This is a genomic window from Streptomyces sp. CNQ329, from assembly GCF_000482585.1.
This window is the reverse complement of record NZ_AXVU01000022.1, coordinates 38,513-52,551: the sequence shown is the minus strand read 5'-3', so window position 1 is coordinate 52,551 and position 14,039 is coordinate 38,513. Positions and strand designations below refer to the sequence as shown.

The 14,039-nt window shown below is 71.8% G+C and carries 12 protein-coding genes; 3 read left to right on the top strand and 9 right to left on the bottom strand.

Going from position 1 to position 14,039, the window contains the following annotated elements:
- Positions 1 to 67: 67 nt before the first annotated feature.
- The 3 genes from I003_RS0116675 to I003_RS0116665 are packed head-to-tail and all read left to right on the top strand — an operon-like array spanning position 68 to position 3,644.
- The gene (locus I003_RS0116675; RefSeq protein WP_027772554.1) at positions 68 to 1,258 is read left to right on the top strand and encodes a DegT/DnrJ/EryC1/StrS aminotransferase family protein; all 1,191 of its coding nucleotides are present in this window, start codon (positions 68 to 70) and stop codon (positions 1,256 to 1,258) included.
- The gene (locus I003_RS0116670) at positions 1,255 to 2,370 is read left to right on the top strand and encodes a DegT/DnrJ/EryC1/StrS aminotransferase family protein (protein WP_027772553.1); all 1,116 of its coding nucleotides are present in this window, start codon (positions 1,255 to 1,257) and stop codon (positions 2,368 to 2,370) included. Before I003_RS0116675 ends, I003_RS0116670 begins: the two co-directional genes overlap by 4 nt.
- Before the next feature lie 11 nt (positions 2,371 to 2,381).
- Positions 2,382 to 3,644, top strand: a complete 1,263-nt coding sequence (locus tag I003_RS0116665; protein ID WP_027772552.1) for a nucleotide sugar dehydrogenase — start codon at positions 2,382 to 2,384, stop codon at positions 3,642 to 3,644.
- A gap of 343 nt (positions 3,645 to 3,987) precedes the next feature.
- Here the strand turns inward: I003_RS0116665 and I003_RS32470 are convergent, their stop codons facing one another.
- The 9 genes from I003_RS32470 to I003_RS36930 form a co-directional block, all read right to left on the bottom strand.
- On the bottom strand, positions 3,988 to 4,875 hold the full coding sequence (locus I003_RS32470) for an AfsR/SARP family transcriptional regulator (protein WP_078564106.1): 888 nt from the start codon (positions 4,873 to 4,875) through the stop codon (positions 3,988 to 3,990).
- A gap of 383 nt (positions 4,876 to 5,258) precedes the next feature.
- Positions 5,259 to 6,428 carry a flavodoxin-dependent (E)-4-hydroxy-3-methylbut-2-enyl-diphosphate synthase gene (gene ispG / locus I003_RS0116655; RefSeq protein ID WP_037721000.1) on the bottom strand — a complete coding sequence of 390 codons (1,170 nt, stop codon included), beginning with the start codon at positions 6,426 to 6,428 and terminating at the stop codon, positions 5,259 to 5,261.
- Entirely contained in the window at positions 6,425 to 8,341 is a 1,917-nt protein-coding gene (gene dxs, locus I003_RS0116650) for a 1-deoxy-D-xylulose-5-phosphate synthase (protein WP_051368289.1), read from the bottom strand. The genes ispG and dxs overlap by 4 nt, the downstream gene beginning before the upstream one ends.
- Complete coding sequence (locus tag I003_RS0116645) at positions 8,325 to 8,732, bottom strand: DUF6917 domain-containing protein (RefSeq protein WP_027772549.1); 408 nt, start codon at positions 8,730 to 8,732, stop codon at positions 8,325 to 8,327. Before I003_RS0116645 ends, dxs begins: the two co-directional genes overlap by 17 nt.
- A complete protein-coding gene (locus tag I003_RS0116640) occupies positions 8,729 to 9,688 on the bottom strand; it encodes a Gfo/Idh/MocA family protein (RefSeq protein WP_037720999.1) in 960 nt (319 codons plus the stop codon). The genes I003_RS0116645 and I003_RS0116640 overlap by 4 nt, the downstream gene beginning before the upstream one ends.
- Positions 9,678 to 10,784, bottom strand: coding sequence for an Ldh family oxidoreductase (locus tag I003_RS0116635; protein WP_051368288.1), 1,107 nt, complete (start codon positions 10,782 to 10,784; stop codon positions 9,678 to 9,680). Before I003_RS0116635 ends, I003_RS0116640 begins: the two co-directional genes overlap by 11 nt.
- Positions 10,781 to 12,076, bottom strand: coding sequence for a M20/M25/M40 family metallo-hydrolase (locus I003_RS0116630; protein WP_027772546.1), 1,296 nt, complete (start codon positions 12,074 to 12,076; stop codon positions 10,781 to 10,783). Before I003_RS0116630 ends, I003_RS0116635 begins: the two co-directional genes overlap by 4 nt.
- Positions 12,073 to 12,930: a sugar phosphate isomerase/epimerase family protein gene (locus tag I003_RS32465; RefSeq protein WP_037720997.1), complete on the bottom strand. Its 858-nt coding sequence runs from the start codon at positions 12,928 to 12,930 to the stop codon at positions 12,073 to 12,075. Before I003_RS32465 ends, I003_RS0116630 begins: the two co-directional genes overlap by 4 nt.
- Positions 12,920 to 13,960, bottom strand: coding sequence for a Gfo/Idh/MocA family oxidoreductase (locus tag I003_RS36930; protein ID WP_158688993.1), 1,041 nt, complete (start codon positions 13,958 to 13,960; stop codon positions 12,920 to 12,922). The genes I003_RS32465 and I003_RS36930 overlap by 11 nt, the downstream gene beginning before the upstream one ends.
- Between the last annotated feature and the right edge of the window lie 79 nt (positions 13,961 to 14,039).

The following is a 14,039-nucleotide window of genomic DNA, read 5'->3' as shown; positions in this document are numbered from 1 at the left end:
GATTCGTCCAGGTCAGGCAAATACTTGTCCATGGTGGCCTCCGGGAGCGCTCCCTACGCTGACCCGTATGGTGCTCACCCAATCCGAAACGGCGGCCCCACCTGTGCCGTTCTTCTCCCAGGCACGGAGTTTCACCGAGTTGTGGCCGCTGATCAGCGACCACATCAACGCCGTCTTCGACCGGGGCAAATACTCCCACGGCCGCCAGGTCGGACAACTGGAGCGCGCCATCGCCGAGTACACCGGCGCCCGGCACGCCCTCGGGGTGAACAGCGGCACCGACGCCCTCGTCCTCCTGCTCCGGGCCGCCGGTATCGGCCCGGGTGACGAGGTCATCGTGCCCACGTTCACCTTCTTCGCCTCCGCGTCCGCCGTCTCGATGGCCGGCGCCCGTCCCGTCTTCGCCGACATCACGGCGGACGGCGACTACGCCATGGACCCGGACTCGGCGGAGTCCCTGGTCACCGAGCGGACCCGCGCGGTGATGCCGGTGCACCTGTTCCACCAGCTCGCTCCGATGGACCGGCTGGCGGACCTCGCGCGCCGCCACGACCTGAAGCTGCTGGAGGACAGCGCGGAGGGCATCGGCATGCGCTGGGACGGCGTGCACGCCGGACTGCTGGGCGCCGGCGGGGTGCTGTCCTTCTTCCCCACCAAGACCCTCGGCGCGCTCGGCGACGCCGGGATGATCCTGACGGACGACGAGGGCATCGCCCAGCAGGCCGCGATCCTGCGCCACCACGGGCGGATGGGGAAGACGCTGGACCACATCGCCGGCATCTCCAACCTCTCCGGCGTCTCCGGCACCAACAGCAAGATGGACGACGTCCAGGCCGCCGTGCTGCTGGCCAAGCTGACCCGGCTGGACGCCGACATCGTCCGGCGCAGGGAGTTGGCGGCCGCGTACGACGAGCGGCTGCGGGGGCAGGAGGGCATCCACGCCCTACCCCGCCTGGTGCCCCGTTCGGCGGCCTCCGACCCGGTCTTCTACGTGTACCTCATCGAGGTCGAGCAGCGGGACGCGCTCGTCGAGCACCTCACCGCCCGCGGCATCGGCACCGAGACGTACTACCCCCGCCCGCTCCATCTCCAGCCGTGCTACGCCGGACCCGAGCACCCCGAGGGTGTGCTGCCGGTCGCGGAGCGGACCTGCAAGCGCACGCTGGCCCTGCCCTTCTACCCGGACCTCACGGAGGACCAGGTGGACGTGGTGTGCGGGGCCATCGCCGACTTCTACGCCGGAGGTGCCGGCCGGTGACCATCCCGTTCTTCCCCGACGACCTCTTCGAAAAGGACCGGCAGGCGTTCCTGGACCTGCTCTTCGAGGTGGGCACCGACGAGGAGCAGAAGTTCATCCTCGGCCGGCGCACCGCGCAGCTCGAACGCGAGACGGCCGCCGCGGCGGGCGTCGAGCACGTCGTCGCCTGTTCCAGCGGGACCGGCGGGCTCAACCTCGCCGTCCAGGCCGTGGGCGTGGGCCCCGGCGACGAGGTCATCGTCCCGGCCTTCTGCTGCCAGCCGGTGGCCAGTTCGGTGGCGAACCTCGGCGCCACGCCGGTCTTCGCCGACGTCGACCCGCACACCATGGTGATGGACCCGGCGAGCACCGAGGAGCTGATCACCGAGCGCACCCGAGCCCTGATGCCCGCGCACGTCTTCTCGATCATGGCCGACATGCCGGCCATGAACAAGATCGGCCGGGCGCACGGGCTGAAGGTGATCGAGGACGCCGCGGTCGCCCAGGGGGCGGTCCTCGACGGCACCCCGTCCGGCGCCTGGGGCGACCTCGGGGTGTTCTCCTACTTCCAGGTCAAGGCGTTCGGCACGGCCGGCGAAGGCGGCATGGTGCTGACGGACGACGAGGAGCTGGCCCGCAGGGTGCGGATGCTCCGCAACCACGGCCAGGACGGCATCACCCGGTTCCTGCACCACGCGATCGGCCAGAACAGCCGCTTCGACGAGATCCTCGCTGCCTTCCAGCTGCACCGGATGGCCGGATTCGAGGACCGCCTGGAGCGCCGGGCCGTGATCGCCGACTACTACACCGAGCGGTTCGCCCCGCTCGCCGACCGCGGCCTCGTCGCGCCGCCCGCGGGCCGCAACGGCCGCTGCTACTACGTCTACTCGCTGCTCGTCGAGCGGCGCGAGGATCTGCGCGCCTGGCTCACCGAGAAGCAGATCGGCTCGCACATCTACTACCCGGTGCCGCTGCCGCTCCAGCCGGCGTTCGCGAAGTACGCCCCCGAGGGGACGGACTGGCCGCGGGCGCGGCAGGTCAGCGCGCGCAACCTGGCGATCCCGATCTGGCCTCATCTCACGGACTTCCAGGTGGAGTTCATAGCGGATTCAGTGTGCGAATTCTTCGACTAGGGAGAACGGGCATGGGCACGAAGGTCGTCGTCATGGGGCAGGGCTACGTGGGCCTGCCGCTGGCCGTCGCCGCCGCGGAGCGCGGGTACGAGGTCGTCGGCTTCGAGGTCGACGAGACCCGGGTCAAGAAGCTCGCGGTGGGCGAGTCGTACGTCGGCGACATCGACTCCGCGCGGCTCGCGGCGCTGCTGGACAGCGGGGCCTACCGGCCCACGATGGAGCAGGACGACCTGGCGGGCTTCGACATCGCGGTGATCACCGTGCCCACCCCGATGCGCGACGGTCTGCCGGACCTGTCGTACATCGAGTCCGCCGGCGGGATCCTCGCCCGCTGGCTGCGGCCGGGGGCCGCGGTCTCCCTGGAGTCGACCAGCTACCCGGGGACCACCCACGACGTCCTCGCCCCGCTGCTGGAGCGGCTCTCCGGGCTGGCGCCGGGCACGGACTTCCACCTCGGCTACAGCCCCGAGCGCATCGACCCGGGGAACACCCGGTGGACGTTCACCACCACGCCGAAGGTCGTGGCCGGGGTGGACGAGCGTTCGCGGCGGCGGCTGACCGACTTCTACGGCTCCCTCGTCGACGAGGTCGTCCCGGCCCCCTCGACCCGCGTGGCCGAGATGGCCAAGGTGCTGGAGAACACCTTCCGGCACGTCAACATCGCCCTGGTCAACGAGCTGGCCATGCACGGCGAGGCGCTCGGCGTCGACGTCTGGCAGGCGCTGGACATCGCCGCCACCAAGCCGTTCGGCTTCATGCGCTTCACCCCGGGCCCGGGGGTCGGCGGCCACTGCCTGCCCGTCGACCCGCTGTACCTGTCCTGGAAGGTGGAGCAGGACCTGAGCAAGCCGTTCCGGATGGTCGCGCTGGCCGACGAGCTCAACACCCAGATGCCCGAGTACGTGGTCCGCCGGCTCACCCGGGGCCTCGGCAAACGCGGGCAGACGCTCAACGGCGCCCGGGTGCTGATGCTCGGGCTGGCGTACAAGCCGAACACCAGCGACGTACGGGAGTCGCCCGCGGTGCGCGTCGCGGAGAAGCTGCTGGAGGAGGGTGCCGAGGTGCGGGTCGCGGACCCGGTGGTCTCGGAGGACCCGGGGCACACGGGGATCGTGCGGGTGGAGATCTCGGACGAGGAGATCCGGGCGGCGCACGTGGTGCTGATCGCCACGGACCACGACGACTTCGACTACGCGCACATCGTCGAGGCGGCCGGCTATGTCTTCGACTGCCGGCACCGGGTGCCATCCGCGGCCCATGTGGAATCCCTCTGAACGCTCCCCCGTGCCACGGCCGGTGGACCGAGCGGGATGAGCGGAGGCGACGGATTAACGGGTTCGCCCCCCGGATTTCCCCGAAAGACGAATTTCCGGACCGGAATCGAGTCTCCCGGTTACGTCAGTTCTTTTTGCGATGCCACCGAACCGTCCGGCGCGGGCGCCCTTCATCCGGTCCCGCGCCGGAGTCCCGCGCCCGGCAACGCATCCTTTTAGCCGGGGTCGGCCGGCCTCCCCCTAGACGCAGAAAAAGCACCCTTGGGGTATCACCTCGAGGTCCTCCCCAACCTCGACACAACCCCAAAGGTGCGTTTCTCTTGCAAGCGGAATCCAGGCTCCGCTAAACCTCTCTGCCGAAGGCGGCCGACGCCAGCGCGTGCCGCTCAAGACTCACCGGCGTGAGGGATTCCAGTTGGCTCGCGGCATCCGCCTTGGTCAGTTCGGAACCGCGCGAAAGATCGTCCAATTCCGGATCACACGTCAGCACCGCCTGCTGGAGATGCCGAATCATCGGCGAGGGCTCCAGGCCCAGCTCCTCGCGGAGGGTCTTGCGCAGCCGGTGGATGACCTCCAGCGCCTGGCTGCGCCAGCCGGACCGGTACATCGCCAGGATCAGCCGGGCCTGCAGGCTCTCCCGCGTCGGCAACTTGGTGGTCAGGGAGCTCAGCTCACCGAGCACCTCCCGGTGCCGGCCGAGCCGCAGGTCGGCGTCGATGCGCTGTTCCTGGACGCTCATGCGGTCCTCCTCCAGGCCCACCGCGTACGCTCGCAGTACCGGCCCGGCCTGGACGTCCGCCAGGACCGAGCCCTGCCACAACGCCAGCGCCTGGCCCAGCAGGTCGGCCGCCGCCACGTCGTCCACATGTAATTTCGCCCGCCCACGCGCGACCAGCGTGGCGAACTTGTACGTGTCCAGCTCGTCTCCGCGCACCGTGAGCAGGTACCCGCCGTCGCGCGTCTCCAGGATCCTGCGGGCCGCCTGGAGGCTGCCCACCCTCGGCACCCGGCGCAGGATGCGTCTCAGTTGGAGGATGTAGGACTGGACGGTCGAGAGCGCGGTGTTGGGCGGGGTGTCCTCCCAGAGTTCCTCGATGCACGTGCGCGTCGAAACAACCTGGTTGGCGTTGAGCAGGAGTAAGGATAGGAGTTGTCGTTGTTTGGGCGCTGTCGGAGTATAAGAACGCCCCTGTTCGTGCATGCGCAGTGGACCGAGTACGGAAAATTCCATCGCGTTCTCGAACCCTTCCGATAACTCGTGCACGTGAGCGGAGGCTCGATCGATGATCACTCCCCCGTGATAATCTCTCTGAGATTCTAACGGGAGCGTAACCGAACACGCCGTTCGGCACAAGCGGTTTCACAAGCTAACCACGTTACCAGGCCCATTGATCAATGCCGAGCCCTCGCGAGGGATGCTGTTCCCTGGTACAAGTCAAACTACCCATTCGCGGTCAGCAATCACCCACCCGACCTGCGGTGGTTCCGGAGCACCATCCGGCATCCAGTCGGCCGCCATCGGTTCTTCAGCCGGCACCTGCCGTAGTCCAGCGTGTGGACACGCGCCCGGACGGGCGCCGCATGGAGGCGAATCAGAAAGGAACGCCGACAGCACTATCCGGTGACCACCTCCACGTGCGGCTCGCCGGCGCCGCCGGGCGCGGTGCCGTCCTTCTCCATCTGCTCCGCGATCTTCATGGCCTCGTCGATCAGCGTCTCCACGATCTTCGACTCCGGGACCGTCCTGATCACCTCACCCTTGACGAAGATCTGGCCCTTGCCGTTGCCCGAGGCCACTCCGAGGTCCGCCTCCCGGGCCTCCCCGGGGCCGTTGACCACGCACCCCATCACGGCCACCCGCAACGGCACCTCCATGCCGTCGAGTCCGGCGGTCACCTCGTCGGCCAGCTTGTAGACGTCGACCTGCGCACGCCCGCACGACGGACACGACACGATCTCCAGCCGGCGCTCCCGCAACCCCAGCGACTCCAGGATCTGGGCACCGACCTTCACCTCCTCCACCGGCGGCGCCGACAGCGACACCCGGATCGTGTCCCCGATCCCGTCGCTCAGCAACGCCCCGAAGGCGACGGCCGACTTGACGGTCCCCTGGAACGCCGGTCCCGCCTCGGTCACGCCCAGGTGCAGCGGATAGTCGCACTGCGCCGCCAGTTGCCGGTACGCGCTGACCATCACCACGGGATCGTTGTGCTTGACGGAGATCTTGATATCCCGGAAACCGTGCTCCTCGAAGAGCGAGCACTCCCACAGCGCCGACTCCACCAGCGCCTCGGGCGTCGCCTTCCCGTACTTCGCCAGCAGCCGCTTGTCCAGCGAGCCCGCGTTGACCCCGATCCGGATCGGCGTCCCCGCGGCGGAGGCCGCCTGCGCGATCTCCTTCACCTGGTCGTCGAACTTCTTGATGTTCCCCGGATTGACCCGCACCGCCGCGCAGCCCGCGTCGATCGCCGCGAACACGTACTTCGGCTGGAAGTGGATGTCCGCGATCACCGGGATCTGCGACTTCTTCGCGATCACCGGCAGCGCGTCCGCGTCGTCCTGGGTCGGGCACGCCACCCGTACGATCTGGCAGCCCGACGCGGTCAGTTCGGCGATCTGCTGGAGCGTCGCCCCGACGTCCGACGTACGGGTGGTGGTCATCGACTGCACCGACACCGGCGCGTCCCCGCCCACGGCGACCGAGCCGACCTGGAGCTGCCGGCTCACCCGGCGCTCGGCCAGCTTCAGCGGAACGGACGGCATACCCAGCGAAACAGCGGTCATGAGGGCTCCTCAGCCAGGGTCGGGGCGATGCGTTCGGCAACGGCCGCGGCGGTCAGCCCCGACTCCTCAAGGACCTCCGCCCGGCTGGCGTGGTCGGGGAAGCGGACCGGCAGGCCGAAGCCGAGGCTCGGCACCCGGACACCGGCCCGGTTCAGCTCGGCGGCGAACGCGCCGGCGACGCCTCCGGCCTCGACGCCGTCCTCCACCACGGCGACCAGCCGGTGCCCGGCGGCGAGGTCCACCAGCTCCGCCGGCAGCGGCTTGACCCAGCGCGGGTCGACCACCGTGGCGCGTACGCCGCGCGCGGCGAGCAGTCCGGCGGCCTCCAGGCACAGCCCGGCCATCGGGCCCACGGCCACGAGCAGCACCTGCGGCTCGCCCTCGGCGCGGGCCAGCACGTCGACGCCGCCGAAGGTGCCGACCGCCTCGGCGTCCGCGGGCGCCGCACCCTTCGGGAAGCGCACCACGGTCGGTCCTTCGGTGACGGCGACGGCCTCGTGCAGCAGTGCGCGCAGCCGGGTGGCGTCGCGCGGCGCGGCGATCCGCAGACCGGGGACGACCTGGAGTACGGACAGGTCCCACATGCCGTTGTGGCTCGGGCCGTCGTCACCGGTGACGCCGGCCCGGTCGAGGACGAAGGTGACGGCGTGGCGGTGCAGGGCCACGTCCATCAGCAGTTGGTCGAAGGCCCGGTTGAGGAACGTCGCGTACACCGCCACGACCGGGTGCATCCCGCCGAGCGCGAGACCGGCGGCGCAGGTGACCGCGTGCTGCTCGGCGATGCCGACGTCGAAGACCCGGTCCGGGTACGCGGTCTGGAACTGCTTGAGCCCCACGGGCCGCAACATCGAGGCGGTCAGCGCGACCAGGTCGTCGCGCTCGGCGCCCAGCTTGACGATCTCGTCGGCGAAGACCGACGTCCAGGAGGTCGCGGGGGTGCCGCCGCCGGCGCCCGCCGGCTTGGCGGCGCTGACGGCGTGGAAGCGGTCGGCCTCGTCCTGCTCGGCCGCCGGGTAGCCCTCGCCCTTGCGCGTGAGGCAGTGCACGATGACCGGGCCGCCGAACCCGCGGGCCTGGCGGAGCGCGGTCTCGACGGCCTCGGTGTCGTGGCCGTCGACGGGGCCGACGTACTTCAGGCCCAGGTCCTCGAACATGCCCTGCGGGGCGACGAAGTCCTTCAGCCCCTTCTTCATGCCGTGCAGGCTCTCGAAGAGGGCGTCGCCGATCACCGGGGTCTGCCGGACGGTGTCCTTGCCCCAGGCGAGGAACCGCTCGTAGCCCCTGCTGGTGCGCAGCGTGGACAGGTGGTGGGCGAGGCCGCCGAGGGTGGGCGCGTAGGAGCGGCCGTTGTCGTTGACGACGATGACGAGCGGCAGGTCCTCGTCGATGGCGATGTTGTTCAGCGCCTCCCAGGCCATGCCGCCGGTCAGCGCGCCGTCGCCGATGACGGCGACCACGTGCCGGTCGTCCAGGCCGCGCAGCCGGTTGGCCTTGGCCGCGCCGTCGGCGTGCGAGAGGGCGGTCGAGGCGTGCGAGTTCTCCACGAAGTCGTGGGCGGATTCGGCCGGCGAGGGGTAGCCGGACAGGCCGCCGCGCTTGCGCAGGCGGGAGAAGTCCTGGCGGCCGGTGAGCAGTTTGTGGACGTACGCCTGGTGGCCGGTGTCCCAGATGATCCGGTCCTTCGGCGAGTCGAACACCCGGTGCAGCGCGATGGTCAGCTCCACGACCCCCAGGTTCGGTCCCAGGTGGCCGCCGGTGCGTGACACCGCGTCGACGAGGAAGTCGCGGATCTCGGCGGCGAGTTCGCCGAGCTGCTCCGCATCCAGCCGGCGCAGCTCCTCCGGGCCGCGGATGTTTTCCAGTACGGGGAACGGGGCGCCCCGCGCGGCGTCGTGGTCACGGCTGGGGGCCAAAGGACACCTCCATGGTCGGTTGCAGGCCGAGTTCCCGGCCGGTGAGGGTCACATCGGCCGCAATGAGGATGTTGTAGTGGTTGGGGAAGTGGCAGGAGTCGAAGCCCAGGACCGAGCCGACCCGCTTGCCGTCGATGAGCACCTCGTCGCCGCGGTCGATGACGCCGGCGCCGGCGATCTCCACGAAGCCGAGGAACCCGACGCGGTCCACGCGCGCGCCGGTGGTGGTGTCGTGCTGGTCGGTGGTGACGAGTTCGTGCACCTCGCCGCGGCGGACGCAGCGGCTGGCCCACTCGTCCACCTCCATGCCGCGGTCCTCGCGGCGATGGACGAGGATCTTCACCAGCCGCCCGGAGACCGTCAGCTTGTCGCCGTCCTCCTGCACGTTCATCTCAGGGCTCCCGTCGTCTTCTGCTCACCCGCGGGACTCTCCCTGCGGTAGATCTCGGCGACCAGCTCCAGCGCCGCGAGCCCGCCCTCGGCGCGGTCCTCGCCGCCGCGTACGGCCTGTGCGAAGTCGGCGACGATGCCGCGGTACTCGTGCCACAGCGACTGCTTGAACTCGGGGTAGCCGTCGAGCATGTCGGCGCTGTGCAGGGAGCCGTCGGTGAGCCGGAGCGTGACGTCCTTGCGCTCGCCCTCGTACGACCAGTCCAGCTCCACCCGGCCGCGGGCACCGGAGGCGGCGGTCAGCGAGACCTTCGCCTGCCGGTCGGTGCCGGCCTCGTCGCGTATCACCTCGGCGCTCTCCAGCTCGACCGGGCCGAGGAACTGGCGCACGGTGTCGAAGGCGTTGGGCCCGTTGTCCGCGACGCAGCCGCCACCGCAGCGGTCGGCGTCGAGGTACCAGGCGTCGGCGCCGGCGTGCTCCTCGATCTTCTCCAGGTAGCGCACGACCATCCACTCGATGCCGACGCCGGGCGGGATGGCCTCCAGCAGCGCGAGCGCGTTGCCGTTGTAGCGCCGGTGGAAGGCGGTGAAGAGCACGACCTTCCGGGCGCGGGCGGCGCGCACCAGGGCGCGGCCGTCCGACAGCCGGGTGGCCAGCGGCTTCTCCACGCACACCGGCAGCCCGGCGGCGACGAGGTCGCCGCAGACCGCCGCGTGGGCGTCGTTGGGCACGTTGACCACGGCCGCGTCCAGACCGCCGGCCGCGAGCAGGTCCTGGTGGCCGGTGTAGCAGGGGACGCGGTCCCGGTACGGGGCAAGCGCCTCGTCCCGCAGGTCGCACACCGCGGCCAGCTCGACTTCGGGAAGCTGCTCCAGGGCGGCGGCGTAGAAGCGCGAGATGACGCCCAGGCCGATCAGCCCGATGCGCAGCGGACGGGTCGTCTCGTCACCGGTCATGCTGGTCTCCCTCCGGGGGCTTCAGCCCCAGGTCGTCGGCGACGGAGCGCAGTTCACCGAGGAGCGCGTCCGCCACGGGCACGCCCTCGGCCAGCGCGGCGGTCTTCAGGTCCGCCTCGCGGCAGCCGGGGTAGGCGACCCGGTCGGTCCCCGGCAGCGTCGGGCTGCCGGTGAGGGCGGCGAAGAGCCCGGCCGCCTGGCGGGTGAAGTCCTGCTCGGGGCGGAGCGTGCCGGGGGCGACGGCCAGGACGAAGAAGCCGATGTCGTCGTCCCGGCCGCTCGGGCCGCCGGTGCCGGCGTACGCCTCGGGGTCGGGGCCGAGTCCGGCGCCGGGCACCAGCGCGGCCAGCACCTCGACCAGCAGCGCCAGTCCGTAGCCCTTGTAGCCGCCGGTCTCCGGGTGGCCGCCGAGGAACAGCGGGAAGGCTTCGCCGCGGTCGAGCGCGTGCGGGTCCGTCACCCAGCGGCCGTCGGCGTCCTGGAGCCAGCCCTCGGGTATGGCCCGGCCGGCCCGTGCCGCCTCGCGCACCTTGCCGGTGGGGGCGACCGTGGTGCTCATGTCGAGCACGAACGGGGCCTGCCCCGGACCGGCCGGGGCGGCGGCGGCCAGCGGGTTGGTGCCCAGCATGGCGACGCTGCCGCCCGGTGGGCGCGCGATGCGCTGCCGGCCGCAGTTGGAGGCGACCAGCCCGATCATGCCGTTCTCGACGGCGCGGGTGGCGTGGAAGCCGGCGCAGCCCAGGTGGGTCGCGTCGCGCACGGACACCATGCCGATGCCGTACTGCCCGGCCCGCTCGACGGCGAGGTCCATGGCCTCCGCGGCGGTCCACAGGCCGAGGCCCTTGGCGGAGTCGAGCAGCACGGTGGCGCCGCGGTCGGCGAGCACCGCGGGCTCGGCCGCGGGATCCACCCGGCCGGACTCGAAGAGCGGCAGGTAGAGGCGGGTGAGGTTGGCCAGGCCGTGGGAGCGCATGCCCACCAGGTCGCCGTAGACGAGCGCTTCGGCGGCGGTACGGGCCCGGGCTTCGGGTACGTCGTGGGCCTGGAAGACCTCGGTGGTGAAGTCGGTGAGCTGGTGATACGGCAGCAGGGTCATGGCGATCCGTTCGTAGCGGAGGCGAAGGCGGCCACCAGGGACGCGACGCCGTCGGCGTAGCGCTCCAGGTCCGGGGCGTCGACGTACTCGTCCGCGGCGTGGGCGCCGTTGGCGTCGAGGTCTCCCGGGCCGTAGACGACCGTGTGCGCGTTCGGCAGGGCGTGGGTCCAGATGGCGTCGCAGGTGCAGGCGGGGGCGTCCGCCGGGGCGTAGCTCAGCCCGGCCCCGGTCAGCAGCCGCTCCGCCCAGGGGTCGCGGCTGTCGAGCGCGGGCAGCCCGCGCTTGAGCCACGCCAGTTCGGTGATCCGGCGGGCGTCCCGGGCGGTACGGGCGAAGTCCGGCAGCCCGCCGAAGGCCGCGGCGAAGTCCTCGACGCCGGCGTGCAGGGCGCGTTCGAGCGCCTGCTCCTGGGCCCGGCCGGCGTCGCCGGTGCGGTACGCCAGGTTCAGCAGCAGCGCGCCGGTGCCGTACACCTTGTTGTGCGCGTCGCCGGTGTGCAGCCCGGCGACGCAGACCCGGCCCTCGGGCACCGCGCCGGGCAGGGTGCGGGCGAGGTGCTGGGCCAGGAAGCCGAGGAGTACGGAGGCGTTGTGGCCGGCCTCCGGGTGGTCGTCGATGGAGTCGGTGCCGGCGACGGCGACGCGGGCGGTGGCCGCCGCGGTGGCGCGGGGCACGAGCAGGCCGCGGGTCGGCTCGCAGAACACGTTGATCCGACCCGTCCAGCCCTGCTCGACCAGCGGGCGGGTGCCGAAGACGCCCATGGCGCCGCCCTCTTCGCCGGCCACCGCCTGGACGAGCACGCCGACGTCCGTGCCGAGCCCCGGCACCCGCGCCGCCGCCGCGCGCAGCCCGGCGAGCAGCGCGACCGCCGGGCCCTTGGCGTCGACGGCACCGCGGCCGTGGAAGCGGTCGCCCGCCAGCCGCGGCGGCGGGCCGCCGGCGACCGTGTCGAGGTGCACGTTGAACATGAGGGTCCGCTCCGGCGGCAGCGCGCCGCCGAGCCGAAGCACCAGGCTCGGCTGGCCGTCGAGGAACCCGTCCACCCGCCGCGCCGTGTCGCGCACCTGCGCGGGCACGTCCGGGCGGTCCAGCCACTCGGGGCCCGGCGCGGCGTGGTGCACCACGTCGAAGCCCAGTCCGGCGGCAGCCTTGGCGTAGAGCGTCTGCGCCTCGTGCAGCCGCGACGGCTCCGCGTCCGGGCCGGTCTCCATCGGCCCCGCGGTCGGTAACTCGACCAGGTGGAGCAGCAGTTCGCGATCCGCCGGCGAGAGCCGTACCCCCGCTGCCGTCATACGGCCACCGTGCCGATCCGGGCGAGCAGTTCCTCCAGCGCCCGGCCGCAGGCGACGAAGGCCGCCCGGGTCTCGTCGTCGCCGGCGGTCGCGGACTCGTGCGGGCGCACCTTGACGTGCGGCTCGATCGACAGCGCACCGGTGTAGCCGCGGTCCAGCAGGTGGCGCAGGCAGTCCAGCACGCGGCACTCGCCGTGGCCGGGCAGCGTGTAGCGGATCTCGCCGCCCTCGACGACCGCGTCCTTGATCTGGACGTGCTCGATCCACGGCGTGAGCCGGGGCAGCAGGTCGTAGGCGCGGTAGCCGTAGGCCGGTCCGTTGCCGGTGTCGAAGACCAGGCGCAGCGCGGGGCTGTCGACGTAGCGCAGGAGCTGGAGCATGCGCTCCGCGCTGGCGCCGGCCCAGCCGGCGCAGTTCTCGTGCAGCAGCACGAGCCCGGCGCGCTCGGCCCGGGCGGTCAGCGTCGCCATGCGCCGCAGGACCACCGCGCGCCACGCGTCCGGGCTCAGCCCGTCGTTGGGGTAGGACATGACGCGTACGTACCGGGTGCCGAGCGTGGCGCAGCGCTCGGCGAGGGTGTCCAGCTCACGCAGGTCCTCGTCGAAGTCGCCGGTGACGGGACGGGCCCAGTTCGCGATCCGGGAGTCGACGCAGTGCACGCCGAGACCGGCGGCGCGCACCGACGCGGCCAGGTCGGCGAAGGCGGCGTCGTCCAGGTCCGCGAGGGCGGTGCCGTCCACCGAGCGCAGCTCGATCAGCGGCCAGCCCAGCTCGTTCAGGGCCGAGGTCTGGACCGCCGCCGAGGCGCCCGCCTCGTCGCCGATGCCGCACAGCGGAAGGGTTTCAGCCGACATCAGGGGACTCCGTCCTGGAACCGGACATGTGCTTGGCCGCGTCGAGCAGCCGCACGACGCGCATCTGGCGCTGCACCTGCGCGTCGAGCGCGGCGGCGTCGCCGCCGGTGCCGGCGAGGTGCCGGTAGGTGTCGAGCAGGCAGGCGTCGAGGGCGAGGTCGGGGAAGACGGACTCCGCCGGGGTGCCGCCCACCGGGCTGACGGTCAGGTGGGCGTAGTGGTCCTCGCTGCTGACGGGGTAGTGGCCCACCACCCGGCCGGACTCGAAGCCCAGCTCGACCCGGCGCTCGCGGCGCGGCGAGGTCAGGTCGCACTCGAGCTGGCTGACCGCTCCCGAGTGATGGCGCAGCGTCAGCTCGGCCCCGCCCATGCCCGGCACCCGCCGGCCACCGACGTCCACGTCGGTGAGGGTGGCGTGCACCACCTCGGCGTCGCCGGCCAGCCGCAGCATGACGCCGACCGCGTGCGGTGGCTCCACGTCGAAGGCCGTGTCGTGGCTGCGGCTGTTGAGGGTGCGGTGGATACGGGGCTTGTGCTGCCGGACGGCGATGTGCCGCAGCGGGCCGAAGCGGTTGCTCTCCACGATCGCCGCGAGCCGTGCGGTGAGCGAGCTGTGCAGCCACGGCGCGACGACGGCCATCCGCAGCCCGTACTTCTCGCGGACCGCCGCCAGTTCCTCCATCGCCTCGACGGTGTCCGCGAGCGGCTTCTCCACCAGGACGTTGACGAACCCCAGCTCGCCGAGGTCGGTCAGCACACCGGCCCGTTCGCCGGGCGGGGTGCACACGTGCACGAGCGTCGCCGCCGGGTCGAGCTGCGCCCGGGCCTCGGTCAGCGAGCCGGCCGTCCGGATCCCGGGGTGCTCGTCGCGGCGGTCCCGGCCGGCATCCGGCACGCCGGCCGGCCGCACGTCGAACCCGATCGGCGGCGCCACGGAGAAGAGTTCGGGAAAGCGGTGCCGCAGCCGCAGCAGCACCGGCAGATGGAGCTCCCGGCCGGAGCGTCCCAACCCGACGATGAATGTATGCAACACCGCATCCTTACGTTCGTAGCGTCCGTACGAAAGCGAGGCACATCAGGCTACGCAGAGAATCCGGGACCCACCGGTG

Coding starts and splice junctions, on each gene's coding strand:
- I003_RS0116640 (WP_037720999.1), bottom strand. CDS start 9,688: ATGACCGGTGACGAGACGACCCGTCCGCTGCGCATCGGGCTGATCGGC.
- I003_RS32470 (WP_078564106.1), bottom strand. CDS start 4,875: ATGGAATTTTCCGTACTCGGTCCACTGCGCATGCACGAACAGGGGCGT.
- ispG (WP_037721000.1), bottom strand. CDS start 6,428: ATGACCGCTGTTTCGCTGGGTATGCCGTCCGTTCCGCTGAAGCTGGCC.
- I003_RS0116630 (WP_027772546.1), bottom strand. CDS start 12,076: ATGACGGCAGCGGGGGTACGGCTCTCGCCGGCGGATCGCGAACTGCTG.
- I003_RS32465 (WP_037720997.1), bottom strand. CDS start 12,930: ATGTCGGCTGAAACCCTTCCGCTGTGCGGCATCGGCGACGAGGCGGGC.
- I003_RS0116665 (WP_027772552.1), top strand. CDS start 2,382: ATGGGCACGAAGGTCGTCGTCATGGGGCAGGGCTACGTGGGCCTGCCG.
- I003_RS0116645 (WP_027772549.1), bottom strand. CDS start 8,732: ATGAACGTGCAGGAGGACGGCGACAAGCTGACGGTCTCCGGGCGGCTG.
- I003_RS0116635 (WP_051368288.1), bottom strand. CDS start 10,784: ATGACCCTGCTGCCGTATCACCAGCTCACCGACTTCACCACCGAGGTC.
- I003_RS0116675 (WP_027772554.1), top strand. CDS start 68: ATGGTGCTCACCCAATCCGAAACGGCGGCCCCACCTGTGCCGTTCTTC.